This is a genomic window from Pricia sp. (assembly GCF_041745955.1).
In the GTDB taxonomy this organism is placed as follows: domain Bacteria; phylum Bacteroidota; class Bacteroidia; order Flavobacteriales; family Flavobacteriaceae; genus Pricia.
In genome coordinates this window covers 1-24407 of record NZ_JBGTHY010000207.1, presented here as the reverse complement: position 1 = coordinate 24407, position 24407 = coordinate 1, and the positions used below count along the sequence as shown (strand labels likewise).

At 45.2% G+C, this 24407-nt stretch carries 25 protein-coding genes and 1 pseudogene; 15 read left to right on the top strand and 11 right to left on the bottom strand.

Annotation, left to right across the window (positions count from 1 at the left end; translation table 11 throughout):
* From ACEW8S_RS07515 to ACEW8S_RS07490, 6 genes are all read left to right on the top strand, one after another.
* Window positions 1-356, top strand: a 356-nt coding sequence (locus tag ACEW8S_RS07515; RefSeq protein WP_373517546.1) for a putative zinc-binding metallopeptidase, incomplete at its 5' end; no start/stop codon positions are given.
* A gap of 333 nt (window positions 357-689) precedes the next feature.
* Window positions 690-1481 (top strand): nucleoside triphosphate pyrophosphohydrolase, encoded by a 792-nt coding sequence (gene mazG / locus ACEW8S_RS07510; RefSeq protein ID WP_373517545.1) that lies wholly within the window; start codon window positions 690-692, stop codon window positions 1479-1481.
* Window positions 1482-1492: 11 nt separating this feature from the next.
* Complete coding sequence (locus ACEW8S_RS07505) at window positions 1493-2932, top strand: MATE family efflux transporter (RefSeq protein ID WP_373517544.1); 1440 nt, start codon at window positions 1493-1495, stop codon at window positions 2930-2932.
* Window positions 2933-3080: 148 nt separating this feature from the next.
* Window positions 3081-3308, top strand: coding sequence for a hypothetical protein (locus ACEW8S_RS07500; protein ID WP_373517543.1), 228 nt, complete (start codon window positions 3081-3083; stop codon window positions 3306-3308).
* 138 nt (window positions 3309-3446) lie between these two features.
* A complete protein-coding gene (locus ACEW8S_RS07495; RefSeq protein ID WP_373517542.1) occupies window positions 3447-4073 on the top strand; it encodes a phosphatase PAP2 family protein in 627 nt (208 codons plus the stop codon).
* Window positions 4070-5728 (top strand): ArnT family glycosyltransferase, encoded by a 1659-nt coding sequence (locus ACEW8S_RS07490; protein ID WP_373517541.1) that lies wholly within the window; start codon window positions 4070-4072, stop codon window positions 5726-5728. Before ACEW8S_RS07495 ends, ACEW8S_RS07490 begins: the two co-directional genes overlap by 4 nt.
* A 3-nt stretch (window positions 5729-5731) precedes the next feature.
* Here the strand turns inward: ACEW8S_RS07490 and ACEW8S_RS07485 are convergent, their stop codons facing one another.
* The 3 genes from ACEW8S_RS07485 to meaB are packed head-to-tail and all read right to left on the bottom strand — an operon-like array spanning window position 5732 to window position 8600.
* A complete protein-coding gene (locus ACEW8S_RS07485) occupies window positions 5732-6619 on the bottom strand; it encodes a lysylphosphatidylglycerol synthase transmembrane domain-containing protein (protein ID WP_373517540.1) in 888 nt (295 codons plus the stop codon).
* Window positions 6603-7562 carry a glycosyltransferase family 2 protein gene (locus ACEW8S_RS07480; protein WP_373517539.1) on the bottom strand — a complete coding sequence of 320 codons (960 nt, stop codon included), beginning with the start codon at window positions 7560-7562 and terminating at the stop codon, window positions 6603-6605. Before ACEW8S_RS07480 ends, ACEW8S_RS07485 begins: the two co-directional genes overlap by 17 nt.
* 27 nt (window positions 7563-7589) lie before the next feature.
* Window positions 7590-8600: a methylmalonyl Co-A mutase-associated GTPase MeaB gene (meaB, locus tag ACEW8S_RS07475; protein WP_373517548.1), complete on the bottom strand. Its 1011-nt coding sequence runs from the start codon at window positions 8598-8600 to the stop codon at window positions 7590-7592.
* A 201-nt stretch (window positions 8601-8801) separates the two neighbouring features.
* Between meaB and ACEW8S_RS07470 the strand changes: the two genes are divergently transcribed.
* Window positions 8802-9227: an organic hydroperoxide resistance protein gene (locus ACEW8S_RS07470; protein ID WP_373517538.1), complete on the top strand. Its 426-nt coding sequence runs from the start codon at window positions 8802-8804 to the stop codon at window positions 9225-9227.
* 60 nt (window positions 9228-9287) lie between these two features.
* On the opposite strand, the gene ACEW8S_RS07465 is transcribed toward ACEW8S_RS07470, so the two are convergent.
* Window positions 9288-10196, bottom strand: a complete 909-nt coding sequence (locus ACEW8S_RS07465; protein WP_373517537.1) for an aldose epimerase family protein — start codon at window positions 10194-10196, stop codon at window positions 9288-9290.
* Window positions 10197-10341: 145 nt separating this feature from the next.
* Here ACEW8S_RS07465 and ACEW8S_RS07460 point away from each other — a divergent pair, with 145 nt between their 5' ends.
* Genes ACEW8S_RS07460 through ACEW8S_RS07450 form a run of 3 tightly spaced genes read left to right on the top strand, consistent with a single transcriptional unit; the run spans window position 10342 to window position 12833 of the window.
* On the top strand, window positions 10342-10884 hold the full coding sequence (locus ACEW8S_RS07460) for an RNA polymerase sigma factor (RefSeq protein ID WP_373517536.1): 543 nt from the start codon (window positions 10342-10344) through the stop codon (window positions 10882-10884).
* Window positions 10868-11449 (top strand): hypothetical protein, encoded by a 582-nt coding sequence (locus ACEW8S_RS07455; protein ID WP_373517535.1) that lies wholly within the window; start codon window positions 10868-10870, stop codon window positions 11447-11449. The genes ACEW8S_RS07460 and ACEW8S_RS07455 overlap by 17 nt, the downstream gene beginning before the upstream one ends.
* Window positions 11427-12833: a hypothetical protein gene (locus ACEW8S_RS07450; RefSeq protein WP_373517534.1), complete on the top strand. Its 1407-nt coding sequence runs from the start codon at window positions 11427-11429 to the stop codon at window positions 12831-12833. The genes ACEW8S_RS07455 and ACEW8S_RS07450 overlap by 23 nt, the downstream gene beginning before the upstream one ends.
* Window positions 12834-13019: 186 nt before the next feature.
* Here the strand turns inward: ACEW8S_RS07450 and msrA are convergent, their stop codons facing one another.
* Window positions 13020-13706: a peptide-methionine (S)-S-oxide reductase MsrA gene (gene msrA / locus ACEW8S_RS07445; RefSeq protein ID WP_373517533.1), complete on the bottom strand. Its 687-nt coding sequence runs from the start codon at window positions 13704-13706 to the stop codon at window positions 13020-13022.
* Between the two features lie 161 nt (window positions 13707-13867).
* Entirely contained in the window at window positions 13868-15175 is a 1308-nt protein-coding gene (locus tag ACEW8S_RS07440; protein ID WP_373517532.1) for an invasin domain 3-containing protein, read from the bottom strand.
* Between the two features lie 433 nt (window positions 15176-15608).
* Between ACEW8S_RS07440 and ACEW8S_RS07435 the strand changes: the two genes are divergently transcribed.
* Window positions 15609-15854: a hypothetical protein gene (locus tag ACEW8S_RS07435; protein ID WP_373517531.1), complete on the top strand. Its 246-nt coding sequence runs from the start codon at window positions 15609-15611 to the stop codon at window positions 15852-15854.
* A 10-nt stretch (window positions 15855-15864) separates the two neighbouring features.
* Here the strand turns inward: ACEW8S_RS07435 and ACEW8S_RS07430 are convergent, their stop codons facing one another.
* On the bottom strand, window positions 15865-16572 hold the full coding sequence (locus ACEW8S_RS07430; RefSeq protein ID WP_373517530.1) for an arylesterase: 708 nt from the start codon (window positions 16570-16572) through the stop codon (window positions 15865-15867).
* Between the two features lie 94 nt (window positions 16573-16666).
* On the opposite strand from ACEW8S_RS07430, the gene ACEW8S_RS07425 reads away from it, so the two are divergent.
* Entirely contained in the window at window positions 16667-17356 is a 690-nt protein-coding gene (locus tag ACEW8S_RS07425; RefSeq protein WP_373517529.1) for an ABC transporter ATP-binding protein, read from the top strand.
* Window positions 17357-17406: 50 nt separating this feature from the next.
* Window positions 17407-19908 (top strand): ABC transporter permease, encoded by a 2502-nt coding sequence (locus tag ACEW8S_RS07420; protein WP_373517547.1) that lies wholly within the window; start codon window positions 17407-17409, stop codon window positions 19906-19908.
* On the opposite strand, the gene ACEW8S_RS07415 is transcribed toward ACEW8S_RS07420, so the two are convergent.
* The gene (locus ACEW8S_RS07415; protein WP_373517528.1) at window positions 19905-20078 is read right to left on the bottom strand and encodes a hypothetical protein; all 174 of its coding nucleotides are present in this window, start codon (window positions 20076-20078) and stop codon (window positions 19905-19907) included. The genes ACEW8S_RS07420 and ACEW8S_RS07415 overlap by 4 nt on opposite strands.
* Before the next feature lie 268 nt (window positions 20079-20346).
* On the opposite strand from ACEW8S_RS07415, the gene ACEW8S_RS07410 reads away from it, so the two are divergent.
* Entirely contained in the window at window positions 20347-20583 is a 237-nt protein-coding gene (locus tag ACEW8S_RS07410; protein WP_373517527.1) for a hypothetical protein, read from the top strand.
* A gap of 269 nt (window positions 20584-20852) precedes the next feature.
* Entirely contained in the window at window positions 20853-21107 is a 255-nt protein-coding gene (locus ACEW8S_RS07405) for a hypothetical protein (RefSeq protein ID WP_373517526.1), read from the top strand.
* 48 nt (window positions 21108-21155) lie between these two features.
* On the opposite strand, the gene ACEW8S_RS07400 is transcribed toward ACEW8S_RS07405, so the two are convergent.
* The 3 genes and pseudogenes from ACEW8S_RS07400 to secA all read right to left on the bottom strand — a co-directional run.
* Window positions 21156-22370: a sensor histidine kinase gene (locus ACEW8S_RS07400; protein WP_373517525.1), complete on the bottom strand. Its 1215-nt coding sequence runs from the start codon at window positions 22368-22370 to the stop codon at window positions 21156-21158.
* 65 nt (window positions 22371-22435) lie between these two features.
* On the bottom strand, window positions 22436-23602 hold the full coding sequence (locus ACEW8S_RS07395; protein ID WP_373517524.1) for a sensor histidine kinase: 1167 nt from the start codon (window positions 23600-23602) through the stop codon (window positions 22436-22438).
* A gap of 221 nt (window positions 23603-23823) precedes the next feature.
* Window positions 23824-24407: pseudogene (secA, locus tag ACEW8S_RS07390) on the bottom strand (preprotein translocase subunit SecA); the annotation flags it as partial.

The window sequence follows — 24407 nt, the reverse complement described above, 5'->3', positions numbered from 1 at the left end:
AACAGTGGCGGCAAAGCTACATCAGCAAATACGCAGCCTCGCACCCCTGGGAAGACTGGGCCGAAACCTGGGCACACTACCTGCACTTGATCGACATGTTGGAGACCGCTTTCTATTTTGGCATATCGACCGGTGAGGCGTTCCGTGACGGTTCCCCCTTAAAAATGCAAGCGGATTTCGATCCCTACGAAGAGGGACGCTTCGCTAAAATAATAAAGGCTTTCGTACCCCTGACCTTCGCCCTGAACAGTCTCAACCGCAGTATGGGGCAGCAGGATATCTATCCGTTTGTAATCCCCAAAAAAACCATCCAAAAGCTTAAGTTCGTTCATCGACTGTTGCATGGCCAATTGTAATTTCTTTTTCCCTGAATCAAGGGCCCGACCGAATAAAAACCGTTAAAAAGCTCAAGTTTGTTCATCGGCTGGTGCATGGCCAATTGTAATATCGTTTTCCCTGAAATAGGGGCATGACCGATGTATGGGATTCGTTCCGTTCAAACATTTCAAGGGCTTTTATCCGAAAAATGTTCCCGCCCCCCAATTGCATCCGACAAACATAGCGAAAGGAATGCATGGGCCAGGAAGGGGACTGTTTCGGAAAAATCGAAATTAAATTTCTGAATATCCCTCAAGTGATCAGGGATAAGCCCAATGAGATAATTACCTTTGCAAAAATTTTTTAAGGCGATGAATTCCAGACAAGCACAACTACAGGCGTTCGACCGTTTGCTGACTATCATGGACGAGCTTCGTGCCCGATGTCCGTGGGATAAAAAGCAGACCATGCAGACGCTGCGGCACCTTACCATCGAGGAAACCTACGAACTGGGGGATGCCATTTTAGAGGAAGACCTCGAAGAAGTAAAACAGGAGCTGGGTGACGTACTCTTGCACATCGTTTTCTATGCCAAGATCGGTTCTGAAACCAATGATTTTGATATTGCGGATGTCTGTAACGATATCTGCGAAAAGCTGATCAATCGCCATCCGCATATTTATGGCGACGTTGAAGTACAAAACGAAGCCGATGTAAAGCGCAACTGGGAAAATATCAAGCTCAAGGAAGGGAAAAAGTCCGTACTTGAAGGTGTTCCGAAAGGCCTCCCCGCCCTGGTAAAGGCCAATCGTATACAGGATAAGGTCGCTGGCGTCGGCTTCGATTGGGAAAAGCCCGAACAGGTCTGGGAAAAAGTACAGGAAGAATTGCAAGAATTTCAAGAGGAAATAGCATCCGGCGATACGGAAAAAATGGAATCGGAATTTGGCGATGTTATTTTCTCCTTGATAAACTACGCCCGTTTTTTGGATATCAATCCCGAAAACGCCCTCGAACGCACCAATAAAAAATTTATCGGCCGATTTCAATACTTGGAACAAAAAGCCAGGGAGATTTGCAAACCGTTAAAAGACATGACCTTGGCCGAGATGGATGTTTACTGGGAAGAAGCGAAGGGTGTTGACAGTAGCGGTAGGCAGTAGCAGTTTACGCCATGAAGAGTCCAACCACGAAACTCCCAACACCCAACCAACTCCCCTTGAAAACGTACACCAAAGAATTCCGCTATAACATCGAACTCGCCGTGCCGGTAATTATGGGCATGTTGGGGCATACCTTCGTGCAGCTCGCGGACAACATCATGGTCGGGCAGCTCGGTACGGCGGAGCTCGCCGCCGTTTCGCTGGGCAATAGCTTTGTATTTATCGCCATGTCGTTGGGTATCGGTTTTTCGACCGCGATTACGCCCCTTGTGGCCGAGGCGGACGGGGCAGGTAACCGGGCGGACGGTAAAAGCGCCCTGAAACACGGACTTCTGTTATGCACCGTTCTGGGCCTGGCGCTCTTTGGCATTATCTTGTTGGCCAAACCTTTGATGTACTTGATGGAACAGCCTCCCGAAGTGGTCGAACTGGCCATTCCCTATCTTGATCTGGTCGCCTTTTCGCTGGTACCGTTGATTATTTTTCAAGCCTTCAAGCAATTTTCAGAGGGACTTTCGCAGACCAAATATCCCATGTATGCGACTATATTGGCCAATGTGGTCAACGTAGTGTTGAACTATCTGCTGATTTTTGGTACGTTCGGTTTTCCCGAATTGGGAATTGTTGGAGCGGCCATCGGTACCTTGGCTTCCCGGTTGGTAATGGTCGCCTATCTCTGGTACTTGCTCAAACGCAGGGAGAAATTCCGTTTTTACGTAACCGGATTCAATTTTCGGAGGATAGAGCGAAAGGTAATGGACAAGATTATAAGCTTGGGATTTCCCTCCGCCTTACAGATGTTTTTCGAGGTGGCTATTTTCACCTCGGCCATTTGGTTGAGCGGGATTTTGGGAAAAAATGCACAGGCCGCCAACCAGATTGCCCTGAACCTGAGCAGCATGACCTTTATGTTCGGCATGGGCCTGGGCGTAGCGGCCATGATCCGCGTAGGTATCCAAAAGGGATTGCGGAATTTCAAGGAATTGCGGCGTATTGCGAAGTCCATTTTTCTGTTGACCTTTTTATTGGAAATCGTATTCGCCGCTTTATTTCTACTAGGTCGACATTGGTTTCCGTCCCTATATCTCGACGTAGACGATGTATCGAACATGGCGGATAACACAGAAGTGATCACGCTGGCGGGGCAATTGCTTTTAGTGGCTGCCTTCTTCCAGATTTCAGATGGCATTCAAGTCGTGGTCTTGGGCGCATTACGCGGGCTGCAAGATGTCAAGATTCCCACTTTGATTACCTTTGTCGCCTATTGGGGCGTCGGTTTCCCGGTGATGTATTATCTGGGGCTCAAAACCGATCTCGAAAGTACCGGCATCTGGTTCGGACTGCTGGCAGGCCTCTCCGCTTCGGCGATTCTGTTGTATATTCGCTTTAATTATTTGACGAATAAGTTGATTGCGGAGAAGGCGATGGGAAATAGTGAATTAGGTATCTAGGAGTTCATGTGGTGAGGACTAGTGAATCAATGAAATAAGCGTCATTGCAAACTTGAAGCAAAAATAAAAACATCCTTCGCGTATCCTTGGATTGGCAAAATCAGCGTATCGCCGTCAGAGGCTATGGGAGGTAGTATAAAATAGCAAAATGGAATTCCCAAAATTTCTTTTAGGTGACAACACCGACTATCCAACGGCCATATTCGTCGTGCATACCGAATATCCAAGATTCATCATCAACCTCGAGAACGATGAGGTCGAATGGCTAGAGGATTTTTCGAAGGAGGATGAGGAGGAACTGGAATCGGAAGCCGAGAGCCTTATCGAACAGGCGAACACCTTCTATGATCGGGAAGTTTCCCGCTATGAGGAATAAGCTTGAACCAGTCCTGGGTTTTTCTTTGGAACCGAGCCCCGACGCTTCGGGAGGATTTTGTGACCAAATGAAGCCATTTTTTTAACAGCATAGCCTCGAAGCGTCATGGCTACGGTGGTCAAAAATGACGAAATATGGGTGCAAAACGTAATACTCGCAGGTAAAATAAAGACAGAAGATAAGTTCAATATGCTCGACGACCTGATACATTACGACAAAGAACTCTTCCTGTTCCTGAATAATCTGGGCAACGAAAATTGGGACGCATTCTGGCTCTTGATGAGCGACAAGACCGGATGGGTCAACATCGCCGTTTATGTCCTGCTATTAAATCTTTCCTACAGCTATTTAGGATTGAAAAAAACCGGTTTGGCCGTCGTAACGGTGGTGCTCATGATCGTCGCGACCGATCAATTGGCGAACCTCCTCAAGTATGGCGTGGCGCGACTACGGCCATGCTATGATCCCGAAGTTAGCGATGCCATGCGATTGGTCAAAAGCCACTGTGGCGGAAAATTCGGTTATTTTTCCGCCCATGCCGCCAATCATTTTGCCGTGGCGTTTTTCTTTGCCCTGGTGTTAAAACCCAAATTCCGCCATCTAGGAATTTTTCTGATGGTCTGGGCGTTTCTGGTCGCTTATAGCAGGATATATATTGGTGTCCATTTTCCTTTGGATGTCCTTTCCGGTGCCGTAATCGGCCTGATTTTAAGCAGCTTGTTCGTAAAGTTCTTTATCTTTGCGATTGCTAAGTTCCCCAAATGATATCCAACCTCAGGTACTGGTTTTTATTGGTCTTGATCGCCTTGGTGTACATCGCCGGTACGTTCGTCACCCTGATGGAGAACGATTCCGCGCAGTTCGCCGTTATGGCTATGCGCATGTATCAGGAAAACGATTTTATCAACCTCTTCAAGGGCTCGGAAGCGTATTTGGACAAGCCCCACATGCACTACTGGCTTGCGGCGCTTTCCTATAAAATATTCGGACTCCATGATTGGGCTTACCGCATCCCTGGAATTTTAGTGACCTTGCTAGGTGCCTACAGCTGCTTCGGCTTGGGTAGATTGCTTTATAACGTGGATACCGGAAAATTGGCCGCTTTGGTCTTTATGACGGCGCAGACCATTATGTTGTCCGCAATCGATGTCCGTACCGATGCCGTGCTTACCGGTTTTACCATCTTCGCTATTTGGCAATTGGCCGTTTACATTGAAAAAAGATCGCTTTTGGCCCTAATTTTAGGGGCACTGGGCGCCGGACTTGCTTTTTCCACCAAAGGGCAGATCGCCTTGCTCGTTATCGGTATTGCCATGCTCTGCCATCTGGCCTATACCCGAAAATGGATGGCTTTGGTGAATTGGAAAGTACTGGTGGCCTTGCTTGTCTTTGCCTTGGCCATCACACCGATGCTCTATGCATATTACCTGCAGTTCGATATGCATCCTGAAAAAATCATTCGGGGCAGGGGAGACCGAAGTGGTATCTTTTTTATTTTTTGGGAACAAAGTTTCGAACGCCTCAGCGGTGAGGGTATGGGCGCCAATAGCGGTGACTATTTCTTTTTCTTCCACACCTTTCTTTGGGTATTCGTTCCTTGGACGGTCTTGGGCATTGTCGCCTTCGTAGCTAGGGTCAAGGCGTTGGTCAAACTGAAATTCGCCTATAGCCCCCAATACGAGTTTTTGACCTTGGGTACGATAACGCTATTTTTTCTGATCGCCAGTTTTTCACAGTTCAAACTGCCGCATTACCTGAATATTATCATTCCCCTGTTCTCTGTACTGACCGCTTCCTACATCTATGACCTGTATAGGGCTACCCGTACAAAACCGGTAAAAATTTTGCTGGGCGTACAGTATTTTATTTTGGGCATTGTTTTCGTCGCAACACTGTTAATTTGTTTTATCGTGTTTCCGTTCAAGCACATCTACGCTTCGATTTTACTGATCATCCTATTATTGATTATCGCCTATTTTTGTTTGAAGCGGGAGGCCCATTATCTGCGTATCATCACATTATCGGTATGCAGTTCACTATTGTTGAACACCGTTCTCAACCTGCATTTCTATCCGAACCTATTGACGTATCAAGCGGGTTCACGCATGGCCGCGGTAGTTGCCGAAGAACAGATTCCCGTGGATTCTATCTATAAATTAGGGAACTTTCATACGTGGTCGCTTGATTTCTATAACCAAAGGCCGGTGGGAGTCATATCTCCCCAGAATCTGAGGAAAAAGCACAACATTTGGCTCTATGTTAACGATACCGAGCTTCAAGAATTACACGACCAAGGTTTTGATTGGGACCGACAATACACGAAACCGCATTTCAGGATTACACGACTGAGCAAGAAGTTTTTAGATCCTTCTACCCGCAACCGGACTTTGGATAAAATGCATTTGATTCATATTTATTGAATTTTACGACCTATTGTTACCGCCACTCCCAACTGATAGCTCCGGTTTCCTAAGATGAAAATAAGCGCCCAAAAGCGAAACAATAGCGGTTATCAGAAAAAACGTCATACTAATACCGATAGAAGTATCTTGATTCAGTCCCAACCAAAGTGCGCCGTAGTAGAAGGTCACCTCGCGGCTTCCGATACCTCCGATGGTCAAGGGTACGACGGAAACAATAGAGGAAATCAAGAAAACAAATAGATAGGCAAGAATATGGTTTTCTACGGATAGCGCGCACAGGATACAATACAAACTGGCCAGTTGCAAGCCTTGTACCAAAGCGGAATACCCTACCGATTTCCAAAAAACAGGAAACACATATTCAAAGAAGCGTTTGTTAAGCAACCAAAACACCAAAATACCGAGGACGGTACCCAATCCGAATAGGATGCGATAATCGCTCAACAACCGGTCGTTGAGGCCCATGGCCAATAAGCAGGCGTAAACGAACAGCAGTAGCATCCCGCTCAACCGGTCGAGCAACAGCACCGCTACCACTTTTTTGGTACCAACTTCGAACTTTTTCCGGATAATATAGCCTTTATAGGCGTCCCCACCGATACCGCCGGGCAGAAATAGGTTGTAGAACATACCCAACAAATATAGTCTTAAGTTGCTTTTTTGGGTAAGCAAAACGCCCAACCGGTGAAAATACAGGTTGAGCCTGAAGGCCGAAAAGACTTTTGAAGCAATAAAAAAAACAAGGGCCAGACCGATGTACACCGGTCGGGATTTTTGAAGGATAGCCCAGACTTCCCTAAAATCGACCTTGGTAAACACAAAATAGATCAAAACCAAGCTGATTGCGATTTTGAGTAGGGCTATCCCCTTTTTACGCCACTTTGCCACCCACGGATATTTTTCTGATACGATACGGCCTTTTCTGCTGCGATTCGTAATACGTGCGAATCAGTAACTCCATCACAATACCGATGGTAAACAGTTGAATGCCAGCCAGAATGAACATCAGTCCGAAAATCAATAATGGCCGCGTCCCGATATCCTCCCCAAAACCGAGCTTGACGATCAGCAGGTAGATATTAATAAACACGCCGATGATAATCAGAAAAAATCCGAAAATACCGAAGAGATGTATCGGCCTTTGAAAATATTTACGGATAAACAACAAGAGCATCATGTCGGCCACGACCTTGAACACACGTTCGAGTCCATATTTGGACACGCCGGAATGGCGGGCGTGATGTTTTACCGGCACCTGTTTTATCCGCGCCCCTTCCAGATGGGCGAGTAGGGTGATAAAACGGTGCATTTCGCCGTAGAGGTTGAGGTCTTTGGCTACATCCCTCTTAAAAATTTTAAGGGCACATCCATTATCCTTGATATCGAGCTGGGTCACCCGACGTACCAGAAAATTGGCGATTTTCGAAGGTATTTTTTTAACCAGGGTATCCTGCCGTTTTTGGCGGATACCGGTGACTAGGTCAAAATCTTGGTTCACGGCATATTCCAGCATTTGTGGAATATCGTTGGGGTCGTTTTGAAGGTCCCCGTCCATTGTGATAACATATTCCCCTTCGGCGTAATCGATGCCCGCGGCAAGGGCCAGGCTCTGTCCGTAGTTCTTTTTGAGAACGACCAGGTGTACCCTATCGTCCTTCATATCGGTAAGGACCTTTCGCGTGGCATCCGTAGAAAAATCATCGATATAAACAATCTGGTACTTGTAACCCACAAGTGCCTCGTGGATTTTTTGCGTTAGGAGCCCTACATTATCGGCTTCGTTATAAAGGGGAATGACGAGTGAAAGTAGGGAAGGGGTTATGGGATGCATGTTCTGAATATCGATTTACGGGCAAATTTAGCTTTTGTTTTTAAACATACCTATCAATTGTTCCGCCGCGTGGAAGGGGGAGATGGTATCGGCCATCACTTCGGTAACGAATTTTTCAATTTCTGGGGCGATAACTTCATCTTGAAAGAATTCCGATTTTAAGCGTTCTTCGATCGATTCATACAGCCAGTTTCTATTTTGTCGTTTCCGTTTTTCCAGAAAATTACCTGAAGCTTTGTTCTTTTCGATGTAGTCGAGAATCATGTCCCAAACAGTATCTATACCCGTATTTTCGGTAGCGGAACAGGTCAGCGCTTTTGGTATCCAACCGTTTTCTTTAGGGGGATACAGGTGCAATGCCCTTTTGAATGCCTTGGCCGCCGCTTCGGCTTTTTTGATATTCTCACCGTCCGCTTTGTTGACTACCAAAGCATCCGCCATTTCGACGATGCCCCGTTTGATGCCTTGCAGCTCGTCGCCCGCACCGGAAAGTTTCAATAAAAGGAAGAAATCGACCATACCGTGTACCGCCGTTTCGCTTTGTCCGACACCCACGGTCTCGATGAGCACGATACTGTAGCCCGCCGCTTCGCATAAAATAATGGTCTCCCGGGTCTTACGGGCGACACCGCCCAAGGTTTCCCCCGATGGCGAGGGCCGGATAAATGCATTCGGGTTTTTGACCAGTTCCTCCATACGGGTCTTATCCCCAAGAATACTGCCCTTGCTCTGCGTACTGGTAGGATCCACGGCCAATACGGCCACGCGGTTTCCCTCGGCGATCAATAACGTTCCCAAAGTTTCGATAAAGGTACTTTTGCCCACTCCGGGTACTCCTGTGATGCCAATGCGGATGGCATCCCTTGATCGGGACAGGCATTTTTGGACTATCGCATTGGCTTTTTCGAGATGGTCTTTCCGGTTGCTTTCGACCAAGGTGATGGCCCTGCCCAAAGCTGATGTATCACCCTTGATTATGCCTTCTACCAAAACATCAACGGCGGGCATAGGATGCTTTTCCCTTTGGATTTTTGGCATCCGATCTTCATCTGTATTTTTTTGTTCGTCCGGGTTCAGGTGTAGCTTATTTTGATTAGGTTCGAAATTACAAATTACGGAATACTTTGGTTTTTCTGTGGATATAATCCTTTTCACATAAGTTTAATAGCTCATATTAGCTTTTTCAAGGCTACAAAGGTATCTTCGATAAGAATACATTCCACTAAAATCAGCAAAGACATGAGAACTATTTTTAAGACAAAAGCAACGAATACAGGCGGCAGAAACGGACACGTAAAAAGTAAGGATGGTGCCATCGATCTCCCCATAAAGATGCCGGATGCCGAGGGCAAGACGGATGGAAAATCGACCAATCCCGAACAACTTTTTGCCGCGGCGTATGCCACCTGTTTTGCCGGTGCGATTCAAGTCGTAGCCAAACACCATGATGTTGACGATCTCGGCGATTTTAAAGTAACCGCCGTGGTAAGCTTCAATAAAGACGATGATGGATTCTTTATCGGGGCCACCCTAGATTGCCTGCTGCCAACCGTAGATACGGAAACGGGGGAGAAACTCGTGAACGCCGCCCATGAAATTTGCCCGTACAGCAAGGCCACCCGCGACAATATCACGGTAAAATTGAATCTGTTGGTAGAGGATTGATGAAATTTTAGTTTTCTTGACACAAGGGATTTGAACTTTCAACCTGCCGTTAGGTAGCTTTCAACTTTGGGCCTTAAACCGAAACTCCGACGCATTCCGATACTTTTCGCCGGGCCGTAACACACTGCTGGGAAAGTTCGACTGGTTCGGGGCATCCGGAAAATTCTGGGTCTCGAAACAGATAGCTGGGAATTCCGGGGGCATGTATACGATCAAGGCCGGTTGATTTGTGATGACTTCCATGGAAATTCCCGATTTTTCGGAGCGGACCGTCCCTGCGGTTTTCGGCTTGAGATCGATAGCCAAAGGGCCGTCCAAACGAATCTCACCGATCGGTTTTTCGGTCAGAAAGTCATATTCCGTCTGCTGCACTGGAAGCAGTTGTCCGGTTGGCAGCAGATTCTCATGGGTTTCCGCATAGCGGGAACAGTTGAGCTGTAATCGATAATCGTTTACCGAACCGGAATCGTCAAATTGAAAATACGAATGGTTGGTCAGGTTGACCACGGTAGTTCGGTCGGTGGTGGCCTCGTGAACGATATGCAGGGACCTTCCGATCAATTGGTAGGTCACGTTGACTTTTAGATTTCCCGGATATCCTTCTTCCAAATGTTTGCTGAGGTACGATAGTTTTACAGAGGGATTCTCCCCATAATCAACTTCCTCAAAAGTCCAATATTGCTTGCCAAAGCCTTTTTTTCCTCCGTGCAGATGCACCCCTTTTTCGGAGTACAAGGGATAACTGTCTCTGTCTAAAACGAATTTTCCGCTGGAGATCCGCCCGGCATAGCGGCCGATACAGGCACCAAGGGACTTTTTATCCTCCAAATAATCATTGGGATAATCGAAACCCACCACCACATTGGTATACTTGCCATCTTCCCCTTTCAGCAACAATTTTTGTAGAATGGCACCGTAATCCAGTACCATCAATGTCATTTGCCTATTGCTTATCGTAACTTGTTTCAAAGTATTGGATTATAGGTGATTGAATGTTAAGCGAATAAGGTGCCTCGACCTGCGCTTCCGTAAAAATACTTCCTTTTTTGCAACAATCCATTTTTTGTCTCGTCCTTATAATGAACTCGACTAAAACTGACAACGAAACCGACCGATGTTCCCAATTGAACTAGTAAATCGCTGTAAGAGCAATGACCGGAGGGCTCAACTAAAACTTTACCAAAAGTATTGCGATGGTATGTTCTGTGTGGCCATGCGCTTCGTGAAAAACCCGGACGATGCCGAAGACGTGCTGCAGGAAGCCTTTATAAAAGCCTTTGAAAAGTTACATCAGTTCAGTGCCGAGGTCACTTTTGGGGCCTGGTTAAAACGTATTGTAGTGAACCAAAGTATCGACTTTTTAAAATCGAAAAGGCAGGAAGTATTGGGATTGGATGAAAATTATGTACATATCAAAACGGATGATGACTGGTCGGTAGACGACGATATTAACGTTGACGAAGTGAAACAGGCGATGGAGCGCTTGCCCGAAAAATATAAATACGTAGTGCTTATGTATCTGGTGGAAGGTTTTGACCATAGCGAAATTTCACAGGTACTCAACCTTACCGAAACCACATGCCGAACAAGACTCCTACGGGGAAAGGCACTTTTAAAGGATTTTTTAAAACACAAAAGATATGGCACAGGATCTTAGGGAGCTTTTTAAAAAAGAACGCGACGGAGACATGCCCAAAATGAGACCGGGGCATAAGGAACGATTTCACGAACGCCTGCAAAAGGAATTTCCGCAGCGACGAAAACCTTGGATCATCCTCCTAAAAATTGCAGCATCCGTTTTGATATTGATCGGTATCGGCACCTATTATTTCATTACTGGAAAAAGTAAAGCTACATTGAAAACTAGTGTTGTGGAAAAAGAGGCTCCCATGGAAAAAAGTAACGATATCTCGCTCGGCGACCTTTCCCCGGATCTGAAAAAAGTAGAAAATTATTATGTGGCCAATATCAATTTTGAACTTTCCAAATTGGAGGTTTCCAAAGAAAATAAGGCCATTGTAGCTAGTTTTATGGACCAGTTGGCCACATTGAACGCGGAATATAAAAAATTGAATGCCGAACTGAACCTAATAGGCCCCAATGACCAGACCATCACCGCCCTTATCAAAAATCTACAGTTGCGCCTACAAGTGTTGCACCGATTAAAAGAGAAGTTGAACCAGTTAAAATCATCGAAAAATGAAGAAGTTATCAGTATGTAAGTCCCTAGTGCTATTCCTATGTCTCATCAGCATCGGCGCCTACGGGCAAAAGGAAAGCAAAACCTATTCGGAAAAATTCACCGTAACCGCCGATGCCGTGCTTGATATCGATACTAGCCATGCCGATATCGAATTTGAGACTTGGAACAAGGATCAAATAGTCATTGAGGCCAAAATAGAACTGGAAGGCGCCACCCCGGAAGAGGCACAGGAATATTTTGAGCATGAAGGCATCGAAATTATGGGAAACAGCAAAAAGGTAAGCATTACCGTAGGTAGTGGGAGTCCGTGGATTTCCCATTCCTTTGGAAATATGGAAAACCTACATATCGAGATACCGGAATTACCTGAATTTGAATCCTTCGAGATGGATTTTGATATGGCGGCATTGGCCGATGTACCGCCTCCGCCTCCTGTACCGGATTCTAATTTCGATTATGGGGCCTATCAAAAGGACGGTGAAAAATATTTAAAGGAATGGCAGAAAAATTTTCAAGAGGATTTTGGCGAGCCCTATCAAAAAAGCATGGAAGCATGGCAGCAAAAAATGGAGGCCAAACAAGGGGAAATACTGGCCAAAAGAGAAAAAATACTTGAAAAAAGGATGGAAGTCCATGCCAATCGCATTAAAAACAGGGCCAAAGCACAACAGAAACGCATGGAAATCTATCAATCCCGCCGATATGGCGATTCAAATTCACCGTATTCAACACCTCATTATAACGGGGCAAACCGACCGAACACTTTTTACTTTAATTCGAAGAACGAAAACAGAAATTTTAAGGTAAAGAAGTCCATTAAAATAAAAATGCCCAAGGCGACCAAAATCCGGATGAACGTGCGTCATGGGGAAGTGAAAATGGCAGGCAACACCAAAAACATGAACGCAACACTGAATCATGCCAGTTTGCTGGCTTCGGTTATTGAAGGAGATAAAACCAAGGTAATGGCTTCCTATTCCCCCGTAAGCGTACAACATTGGAACTATGGCGATTTACAGGTCGCCTATTCCGAAAATGTGAACCTGCAGGAGGTGCTTAACCTGCACCTAAACGCCACATCATCTGAGGTTACCATAGCCAACTTGACCCAATCGGCATATATCAAGAACGATTTTGGGCCTTTGACCATCCAATCGATTTCCAATGATTTTGAAACGCTCGATGTTTCCCTAGAAAACGCAGAATTAACTTGTGATCTGCCCGACACCGCCTTCACGGTCTACGTAATAGGCACGGAATCCAAGTTTGTCGCACCGGCCCTTGTCGAGTTGGAGACCACTAAAAACCAGGGCAGCTTCGTTCACAAGGGGTTCCATGGCAACAAAAATTCGGAGAAAGCCATAACCATCAATTCGAAATATAGCGAGGTGGTTCTTGAATGAACCTGCTTAGATGTCAGTAGACACATTCTTAGTTTAACGTGACCCAATTGGCAGGCTGAAGCCTATTTATGGGTGTGCAAAATAACTGCTGACCTTTGAATACGCTTTTAACCAACCGATTTTCAAAGTCTGACATCCTTTCCTAACTTTCTTTTACGGAATTCTTAGCGGACTAGAATTTTACAATCAATGCGCATCTTCCTTCAAATATTCCGAAAAATTGGCCTTGAACCGGTTCAACCTGGGAATCGAAACATTAGTGATATACGAGTTGTTCGGATGCTTTTTTTCATAATCCTGATGATACTCCTCCGCGTCATAAAATTTGGTGAACTCGGTCACTTCGGTGGTGATCGGCTCGCCTTGGTACACCTCTTGGTCTTTTAAAGCCTTGATATACCCTTCTATGATTTCCTTTTGCTTCTCGTTTTTATAAAAAGCAATGGATCGGTACTGCGGCCCTCTATCAGGTCCCTGTTGGTTAAGGGTGGTAGGGTCATGCGATCCAAAGAAAACCTGTACCAATGCGGTGAACGAGATTACTTTCGGGTCGTAAAATACTTCGACCGCTTCTGCGTGATCGGTCCGGCCGCCACCCACTTGTTCGTAAGTAGGATTTTCGCTCGTGCCCCCGGCGTAGCCCGATACGACTTCTTTGACCCCTTTTACACTCTCGAAAATTGCTTCGACACACCAAAAACAACCGCTCGCGAAGTAGGCGGTCTCATAGTTCTCCAATTCTTGGGCCGAGGGTTTCACCATCTCCGCCATCTGTTCGGTTGAAGGCGTATCCATTGTTTTTTTGGTATTCGACTGGCACGAAGTGGTCAAAATGAGGAAAAGGGCAAGTACTACTTTCGTAAATAATTTCATAGATAGTATTTTTCAATTAGTCCTTTTATATACGATAACTTACTTAAAAAGTTCATAAAAAAAAAGGACTGTCCGTAGTTTTCCGGACAGTCCTTTAGATGAATTGTAAATAATGACCCATCGATCGATTGCTCTCAGGCCGGTAATCGATTATTTTGATATTACATTCCCCCTATTGTACCTGTTCCAAGTACTTCGATGCCCGATATCTTCGGTTTGTTGACCGTGGCTTCGAACGTAATGTTCAATTCGCCATCGGTAACTTCAATATCGTACATTCTTGAACTGGCAGTGGCAGGATCTACGTCTTTAACAAGATCATATCCGGTAAAAACTTGAGTACCTTCTAAGCTGGCGTTAAAGATTCGTTTACCAACATCACCTTCGAAAGCTTCCGGATTTGCTGATCCCCAATAGATTTCGGCAAAATAGAGTTTTACCGTATAGGTACCATTACTTATAGGAATATTATAAGAAAATGGGCCTCTGATATTGGTGCCATCTTTAGTTATCCTTTCGGTCAGGTAAAGGGCATCGTCTTCGGTGCCGGCTATTTCAGTAACTTGAGGATTAGTGTAGGCTACGGTATTCTCGGCTACAAAATACTGATCTGCCATGAAGACATTGCCATCTAAAGTAACTTCCGGGCCACCGCTGTTGATCCGCAATATTGAAGGTCCTAAGGGTACGGTCGATTGACCTACATCCTGCGCGGGATTCGAATCGTCGGGATTGAACGTGATATCGACAGTATCGGTAATAGCTACATCGTTAAGAGTGCCCGAAACAGTTATATTTTCTTCTACTCCATTTGTTACGGTAGCAGTGTACGTACCGTTGCTATTGTCGGTCACTGCAGATACGGTTGCAGAGCCGGTTGAGGTCAATGCCACAACACCTCCGCTCACAGCCAACAATATACCGTCGGCATCCGCCAATTGTACGGTCACCATTGAAGTCGAAACGCCTTCCACCAAGCTCGTTGCCGTGGCATCGATAGTCGTATTGGCGTTGGTGGGATCGGGGTCTCCAGCTACTATAGCAGCGGCCTCGAAGTTAATTTCGGCCGTTTTAACAATGGCCACATCCTTCAACGTACCGGAAATGGTTACTGTTTCGGCGACCGTGTTGGTTGCCGTGGCGGAATAACTGCCATCATTATTATCGGTTACCGCGGATAGCGTTGCAGAACCGGTCGAAGTTAAAACTACCGTGCCGGCACTTTTAGTAAACGGTTTTCCATCGGTATCCGCAATCTTAACGGTCACCGTTGATGTAGCAGTTCCGTCGGCCACCACTGGCGAACTGGCTTCAATGGTAGAGTTGGCGTTCGTCGGATCGGCGATAGGGTCAACGACTACGGGGGGTTCGGTACCGGGGTCGTCGCTACTACAGGCAACTGGTATCACCGTAAAAGAGGCAATTATAGTCGCGATCAAAAAATACCTTTTAAACAATTTAAGTTTCATAGTTTATTACATTTAAGTTATTAATTTACTTTACCATTAATGGAGCAAAATTATCCATATCCCTTTCGGTAACCAATTTAAAGATCATTTTATCGATGAAATACCGATGTTTTCGATAAGGCAATCAAAAATTTTTTGTAAGAAAAGTTTTATTCCAGATAAAGTGCAAGTTACATACGGTAACAGATAAAAAACAGATTTTTTCCCAATTATTTTTGATTTGTTTGCTTTTCCTTGAATCTATCAACACAGTTAATTTAACCATGGAAAACTTTTTAAGTAACAGCTAAGTCGGTCCTTCACCCTACCTAGTGAACTGTATTTCATCTGATTTATTACGTTTTACCGAAATTTTATACCCTTTAACGAAAAATACCTATTAAAAATTCATAGGTGACGTTAGTATAGTGTAACTGTTTTAAAATAATGGACTATGCGATTAATCTTGACTTTGGTAACGATACTTTTATTCAGTTTTAAGGCGACCGCCACAGTTGAGCGTCCTCAAGTCAATAAAATCGATACTATACTGCTTGTAAAGCCAGAATTTCCATTAAAGATTTCCAAACCGTCGTTTGATGTTGACATCAGAACGGCTATCCTTTATAAGATGAAAGAGAACATCATCCGCAGGGAACTTTCATTTACGCCGAAAAAGAAATGGATGAAGTGGGTGTGATGTACCATTTTTAGTTCAAAACTGTTTCTTCCTGAATAATATCCTCCAAAACATCCCAGACATTATCCCTTACGATCAGTTGTCCTTCCGATGTAGGATGAATGCCGTCGTCTTGGTTCAGGTCGGGATTGCCTGCGACACCTTCCAATAAAAAGGGAATCAGTTTTATATCGTTCATTTCCGCCAGTTCGGGAAAGAGTTGCCGAAAATCACCGGCATACTTCTGGCCCATGTTCGGGGGAATCTGCATACCCGCCAAAACGATTTGGGTATCTGCATTCTTTTCGCGTACCAAATCAATAATGGCTTGAAGGTTTTTACGGGTTTCCTTTATGGGGATGCCGCGAAGTCCATCGTTGGCCCCCAGTTCCAATACAAAAATGTCTACTTTCTGGTTTAAAACCCAATCCAAACGGTTGAGTCCGGCCGAGGTAGTTTCCCCACTTAGCCCGGAATTAATGGCAGTGTAGTTCAAATCCAATGAATCCAACCGGTCCTGAATCAGCGCTGGGAAAGCTTCTTCGGTATCGAGACCGTAGCCAGCGGTAAGGCTGTTGCCAAAAAAAAGAATGATTTTTTCTTCGGATTTTTCAGCGGCCTGGGTGACGGCATCGGAAGTTTTGGAAGGTTCGGTATCGGCTTCCTTTTTGGGGGTATCCCCACAGGATACAAGCATTAGCACCAGTAAAATATAACGAAACTTTAAGAGGTTCTGCATAGCTATTGGGTCTGAAAATCGGAATCATTTGCCTATTTTTCCGATTCTGCCTGCCCTATAAGGGGCGGGTACAAAAAGAAAATCACGCAATTTTATGGCAAAGATATTAAACGTAAGCCATCTGACGAAGCGCTACACGAGCGGAACGAAGGAGTTAACGGTATTGGACGATATCACTTTCGATATCGAAGCCGGGGAAACCTTCGCCATTGTGGGGCCATCGGGCAGTGGTAAGACCACTTTATTGGGACTTTGTGCCGGTCTCGACCGGGCGGATTCCGGGTCGGTGGAACTCTGTGGTACCGACTTGGCTACCTTGAACGAAGATGAACGTGCCGCGCTGCGCAATCGGGAGGTTGGCTTTATTTTTCAGAATTTCCAGTTGCTCCCCACCTTGACCGCCTTGGAAAACGTAATCGTTCCTTTGGAACTGCAAGGCATCAAAAATCCCGGTACCTCTGGAATGGATTTGTTGGACAAGGTCGGATTGGCGGACCGTTTCCACCATTACCCCTCCCAGCTTTCCGGTGGCGAACAGCAGCGGGTGGCCCTGGCCAGGGCATTTTCAAGCAATCCATCCATATTATTCGCCGATGAGCCCACGGGAAACCTTGATGAGGAAACCGGCGAAAAGGTCGTACAGCTGCTATTTCAGCTGAACCAAGAGGCTAATACAACGCTGGTCATCGTTTCGCACGATCTCGAGCTGGCCCAACGGAACCAACGAATCCTCCGGTTGAAAGGTGGAAAGATCATTGCTAACGAAAGCACCGTACGCTTGTGAAAAACGATAAGGGCAATGCGGCCAAAACGAACTTCAACTGGCTACTTAAAATGGCGTGGCGTGATGGTAAGGCCAGCGGCAAACGCTTGGTGCTATTTATGGCTTCGATTGTTTTAGGCATCGCCGCGGTAGTGTCCATACAATCCTTCAGCGAAAATTTAAAGGAGAACATCGGACTCCAGTCCAAAGCCCTAATGGGGGCTGATTTTATCATCGACAGCAACCAGCCTCCTACCGAAAGGGTGCAACAGCTCATTGATTCGCTGGGCGGCGCGGATGCCAAGAGCGTCGGTTTTCCCTCCATGGCCGTTTTCCCGAAAAACGGAAACACCAAATTGGTAAATGTTAAGGGTATGGACGGCAGTTTTCCCTTTTATGGGGAATTGGAAACCGACCCGGTTTCCGCAGCAACGGAATATCAACAATCCGGAAGTGCCTTGGTCGATGCGACCTTGATGTTGCAGTTCGGGCTAAAACCTGGCGATTCCATTGCTATCGGAAAAATTTCTTTGCCCATAGCGGGTACTTTGGTTTCAGCACCGGGAAGCACGGGCGTTTCAGCTTCGGTCGCTCCACCGGTCTTGATTCCCTATCGTTTTATCGAGGCGAGCGGACTCGTACAGACTGGAAGCCGGGTGGGCTACGACTTTTATTTCGTGGCCAAGCCAGATCAGGATCTCGAGGCTCTGGACGAGAAAGTCGACCCATTGCTCGATACCGAAAATGCGGATCTTGACACGCATACCTCTACCGGCGAACGTTTGGGCCGCCGTTACGAGAACTTCGGTAAGTTTTTGAACTTGGTCGCCTTTATTGCCCTATTGTTGGGCTGCGTAGGCATCGCCAGTTCCGTACATATCTATATTAAGGAAAAATTGCAGTCCGTTGCCGTACTCAAATGTATCGGGGCCAGCCGCAAACAAAGTTTTTTGATCTACCTCATACAGATTGCCGGAATGGGCTTGATCGGCGGATTGGTAGGTACCTTGGCCGGATTGCTGATACAACAATCGTTTCCCTTATTGTTACAAGGCTTTTTGCCTTTCGAGGTCAAAATTTCGTTTTCCGCGGCACCGATCATAATGGGGTTGCTACTCGGACTGTTCATGTCGGTATTGTTTGCCTTATCGCCGCTCTTGAGCACGTGGTACGTGTCACCGCTGCAGGTCTTGCGCATTCAGGAAAACAGGAACGAGAAATCGCGTAAGGCCGATCTTCTAGTATTTTTGGCCATAATGGTCTTTGTTTTTCTCTTCTCCTTTTGGCTCTTGGGCAACTGGAAATACGCCCTGTCTTTCGCTGTGGGTATTCTGGTAGTTTTTGTCCTGTTGGGCGGGGTTGCGAACCTCTTTATGAAAGGAATAAAAAAATACTTTCCGGCCTCTTGGGGCTTCACTGCCCGACAGAGCCTTTTGAACCTTTTTCGGCCTAATAACCAGACCATGGTATTGATCTTGGCCATCGGCGTTGGTACGTTCTTGATCAGCACCCTATATTTTTCCAAGGATATCCTTTTGGCGAAAACTTCGTTGGAATCCAATGAAAAGGCGCCCAACCTGATTTTATTGGATGTACAGACCGACCAACAGGAAGCCGCCGTAAGTCGGATTACGGAAAAGGGATTGCCTTTACTGAACAACATCCCCATAGTAACCATGAGGATGCAGAAAATCAAGGACCGTTCCGTGAATGATATCCGTTTGGATACTACTTCGACCATTAATGGATGGATACTGAACCACGAGTTTCGCGTCACCTATCGCGATTCGTTGATCGATTCCGAAACCTTGGATGCCGGAAGTTGGCCAAGCCAATCGGAAAAGGAAGGCATAGTACCCGTTTCACTTTCCGATAACGTGGCCAGAGATGCCGAGGTCGGGGTAGGTGACCGGCTCGTTTTCAATGTACAGGGCATGCTGATGGAAACCGAAGTCGCCAGCATCCGAGCGGTGGATTGGGGGAGGATGCAGTTGAACTTCTCCGTGGTATTTCCGACGGGCGTTCTGGAAAGTGCCCCCCAGTTTCGGGTTTTGACCACCCATACACCAAACGAAAGTACCTCCGCCGCCTTACAGAGAGAGCTTGTAAAAGAATTCCCGACCATCTCTATATTAGATCTTAGGCAGCTATTGACGATCGTGGATGGTATACTCGGAAAAATTTCATGGGTCATCAATTTCATGGCGTTCTTCAGCATCCTAACCGGAATCATCGTGCTCATCGGTTCGGTACGCACCAGCAAGTACCAGCGCATCAGGGAAAGTGTACTGCTTCGAACCTTAGGGGCAAAAAGCGGACAGATACTAAAAATCACCGCTTTGGAATACGGGTATCTCGGTATTTTAGGGAGTACCATCGGCATTCTACTCTCGTTGATCAGTAGTCAATTGCTGGCCTTCTTCGTCTTTGAGACCGCCTTCATACCATCATGGGTGCCGTTTCTCATCGTTCTGCCCGGAATCACTGCCCTTGTACTCGCCATCGGTTTGCTCAATAGCCGCAGCGTTCTGAAAAGTCCACCTTTGGAAGTTTTACGTAAGGAAGGAGTTTAGGCCTTCCTTACCAAGCCGACCCCTGAAAAGAAGAATATTGCTCCTAGAATACCGTAAACCATTAGCATCTTTGTCGTACCGGAGTCATTGGCGAAAAGTATCGCGGTATATATGAGGCCACCGATGCCCAAAAGGGTTAACACGGTGCCGAAAATTTTCTTTAAATCCATAGGGTTAAAAGTAAAAAAAAATTAAATACGCGTCACAAGTGTCGATAAAACTTTTAAAAATCCTCACTTTTACTTGGTATTTTAAAATCAAAACCCGGTTAAAATACACCCTGTTCCGATAAAGTGTTTTCGAAAAGAAATCCGTTCAACGACAGTTTTTAGCGCTTTGACCATGTTGATGCCGATTACCGAAAATGATGTGTTTTTCAGCGATTTACAAGGCTGTGAAATAGGGCATACTGCGTTCTAATTATATAAAACGCAAGTCATGAAAACTATCGCTACTTTAATTTTTATTCTTTTTATCGGAGTTAATACACAAGCCCAAAATGGAATTGATATAAAAGTTGATGCGGTTGAAATGACAATCGTTACCGAATCGTCTTTTGAAGCCGTTACTTTGGAAACCGCCACAGAGGTCGCCCGTTTGTACAAGCGTACCAATACCAGGGTCAAAAAGGAACTTACTTTTTCTACCAAGGCGAACCGGGCCAAGATGGCGTAAGAATTCCGCTTTACAAAAAGGGCTTCACTTCCCACACTAAACGTCCTACGCCAATCGCCAAACGCTAATTTCAAGGTATTTTTTTAGAAAAACCCAAGTTTAAAAGCAAATCTTATCGATAAGCGGTTTCGATGCCCAAGTACGCTCATCGAACATTTTTTACCATTTGACGTAGTTTTTTCCATTTACCGAAAAACACTGGTTTTCAACGGATAACGCCGGTTCCTATATCTTTTTCACGTTATATTTATAGAAATCAAACCTTACACATGAAAACTTTTTCGACCTTAATCTTTGTACTAACCTTCGGAGCCATGGCTCTGGCAAATACAGTTACCGATGTTAAAATTGATAGTATTGAAATGGGTGTTGTTCTGGGTAGTGGCACTGACGATCTTAACGCTGCTTCGCAAACTACGATTGGCACCGAAAACAGTATAGCCCGTTTGTACAAATTTCAAAATGCCCGGGTCAAGAAAGCTCTGGCATTCGATACAAAGCACTCAAATGCTAAATTAGTATAGTGCTCGGGAATAAATCATAATGTACAATAACTGGTGGAATACCGACGACTATGCCACGGAGGGTATTTGATCCCGTACCTCTCTAAACTTAACGATATAATGTGTGCCATTTTTGGAAAAATCACGTGCAATAGATCCCTGTAACTGGCGGGCGAGGTTATGGATCAATTTCAGACCGAGCGATTTAGAATTTTTATAGGTAATAGTTTCTGCAAACCCAATACCGTCATCTCCGATATTCAACTGAAATTCATCTGCATCGCCCTTGCGCAATTTTATACATATTTCACCTTTATTTTCGTCAATAATACCATATTTTAAGGCATTGGTCACGGTCTCATTGATCAAAAGGCCCAAGGGAATGGCTGTATCGATATTGAGCTTTACATCAGGGATATCGATATCTAAAGTAATATTGCTGCTCGTACCCTTTACCGAACGTATCAGGTATTCCGCCAGTTCCTGTACATAGGATCTGTACTCGATTTTCGAAAGATCTTCACGCATATAGAGCATTTCATGGACCATAGCCATTGAAATGACCCGGTTCTGGCTACTTTTTAGAAGACTTTTGACCTCTTTGTCCTCAGTACTACGCGATTGTAGGCTTAATAAGCTTGATATGGTCTGTAGGTTGTTTTTGACCCTGTGGTGCACCTCTTTGATCAAGGTTTCCTTTTCATTGATTTTTTCCTCCAGTTCGTTTTTTGTCTTGTAGAGGTTGTGGTGAGCGTGCAAAAGGTTCTTGCCGAATACGCCCCCCAAGAGATAGACGGAAAAAAGAACGCTGATAAGGGCGAACACATTCCTTGAATTTTCGGGAATCACATTGGTGACGAAACTAAAATCGACGATGCTCTGCGAATAGATCAAGACGATAATCAGCAGGTTAAGGTTCAAATAAAGGGTTCCGTATGCCTTGGTGGTCACATAGCCCGCAACAACGATCAGGGCAAGCACAAAAATAAACGGGCTGTTGATACCCCCACTGTATAAAGTGATAATACTGGCCCCTGTCAAGGTCATTATCGATACGATGTTATAGGTCAGGGTCAGACTTCGGTGGTAATTATAAAGGATGGTGTTGATCAGGTTCAGGACACCGAAAATCAGGAATACGTAGGGAATAACTTGGGTTATATCCAATAGGAACAAACAGATAAAGCAAAATACAAGGGAAAAGATCGAACTGAAATAATTGACCTTTATGACCAAGCGCACCTTATCTCTCAGTCGCTCTTCCAGTTGTGTTTTTTTTTGCATAGCGGTTAAAGATATTGAATTTTAAACTACCCATAAAAATGTCTTTCTGAGATGCGAGAAGGGCTTTAGTTCACCGGGCTCAATTGCCTATCGACATCTAGAAAGGCGATTTGGTAATCCGTGCCCTTTGAACAAGATTTACGCTGTACCGATCCCCTGAGTTGCCGGGCCAGGTTGTGGATCAGTTTAAGACCTAATGATTTTGTAGTCCTAAAATCCAGTTCCTCAGAAAAACCGATGCCATCATCCTTAATGCCCAAAACGTATGCATTTACTGCATCCTCTTTTTTAAGTGTGATGTCTATCTGACCGTTTGCACTGTTCGTAAATCCATATTTGAGGGAATTTGTCACTGCTTCGTTTATGAGAAGCCCTAAGGGAATTGCGGTATCAATACACAACTTTATCTCGGGTATATGTAGCTGTATGCGAATATTTTTGTTTTTGCAATCGGCAGAGTTCAGAAGATAATCGGACAGTTCCTGTACATAGGGACGAAACTCGATTTTTGAAAGATCGTTCCGTATATAGAGCATCTCATGGATCATGGCCATTGAGATAACCCTGTTCTGGCTACTGCCGATCAATTTCCTGATTTTTTCGTTGGACGTATTTTTTGCCTGAAGGTTCAATAGGCTCGAAACGGTCTGTAAATTGTTCTTTACCCGATGATGTACTTCCCGTAAAAGAAATTCCTTCTCCATAATCCGCAATTCTATTTCCGATTTTGATCGGCTCAAAGCTTCGTGCGCCCGTAACAGGGTTTCCCCAAAAACACCGCCTACAAGGTATACGGCAAAAATGAGGGATATTAGACTGAAATGGGGCTCCGACTCGGCGGGAACCTCATTCGTAATAAAAGAAAAACGGACTTCGCCAATTCCATAGATTAGGATTATAATCAAAATCACCGCATTCAAATAAATGGTTCCAAAAATACGGGCGCCCGCATAACCTCCTAGTACTATTACGCCCAGGATAAAGATAAACGGACTTTCTATACCACCACTATAGAGTATAATTGCTATGGTAACGAGCAAGGATATAACCCCGGAACATATCGCGGCGGATTTTAAATTACCACGCTTTTTGAAAATAGCAATATTGCAGAGATTGAAGATGCTGTAGGCAAAAAACGCAATGGGCACTGCGCCGTATATACCTAAGGGATAGATACAAAGTACACCAAAAACAGCGGTCAGCGCCGATGAAACGTAAACAAACCTGTACATTAACCGGGTTTGATCGTCCGTTTTATATTGGATCTTGTTCGAGCTTGGCATCTATTCGTTTAGGGTGGGACCGTGCGAAACCGCATCAAAAGAACTGACGGAAAACCTTCCATACATTTATAAAGTACGTCAATTCAGATGAAAACTGGAACTTTATTCAGAAATATCTTATGTGTATGTCAAAAAAAAGTGTAGTATATTGGGAATGTATAGGAAGTGGCTTATTCCTCGGTCAATACCCACTCCCCTTTGTCGATCAAGGGTTCGGCCTGTTTGTATTTTACGGTCTTGCTCTCGCCTGACAATACATTCTTGATAGTTACCCGCTCGTTACGGCCTATTTTTGGCCGCTCACGAACAATAGTTTCCGTAACCCGCGGCCGTTGGCCTCGTGTTTGCCCGGCTGCGCGGTTCTGCGCGGCAAGCTGGTCGCTGTTGGGAATCTCTTCCTTACTGGTCTGTAATTCTTCCTTGGGCCGACGTAGGTTTCGTTCCTCTTGAATCGCGTTGGGGTTGCCACTGGGCAGTTCGCCCTTGAAAAGGAAGGAAACGACCTCTTTATTTACCTTGTCGATCATGACCTTAAAAAGTTCAAAGGCTTCGAACTTGTAAATCAATAAGGGATCTTTTTGTTCGTGTACCGCCAGCTGAACGGATTGCTTTAGTTCGTCCATCTTGCGTAAATGGGTTTTCCAAGAATCGTCGATTATAGCTAAGCTGATGTTCTTTTCGAAATCGGTAACCAGTTCCTTTCCGTTACTTTCATAGGCATTCTGCAAGTCGGTAACGACATTTAGGGTCTTTA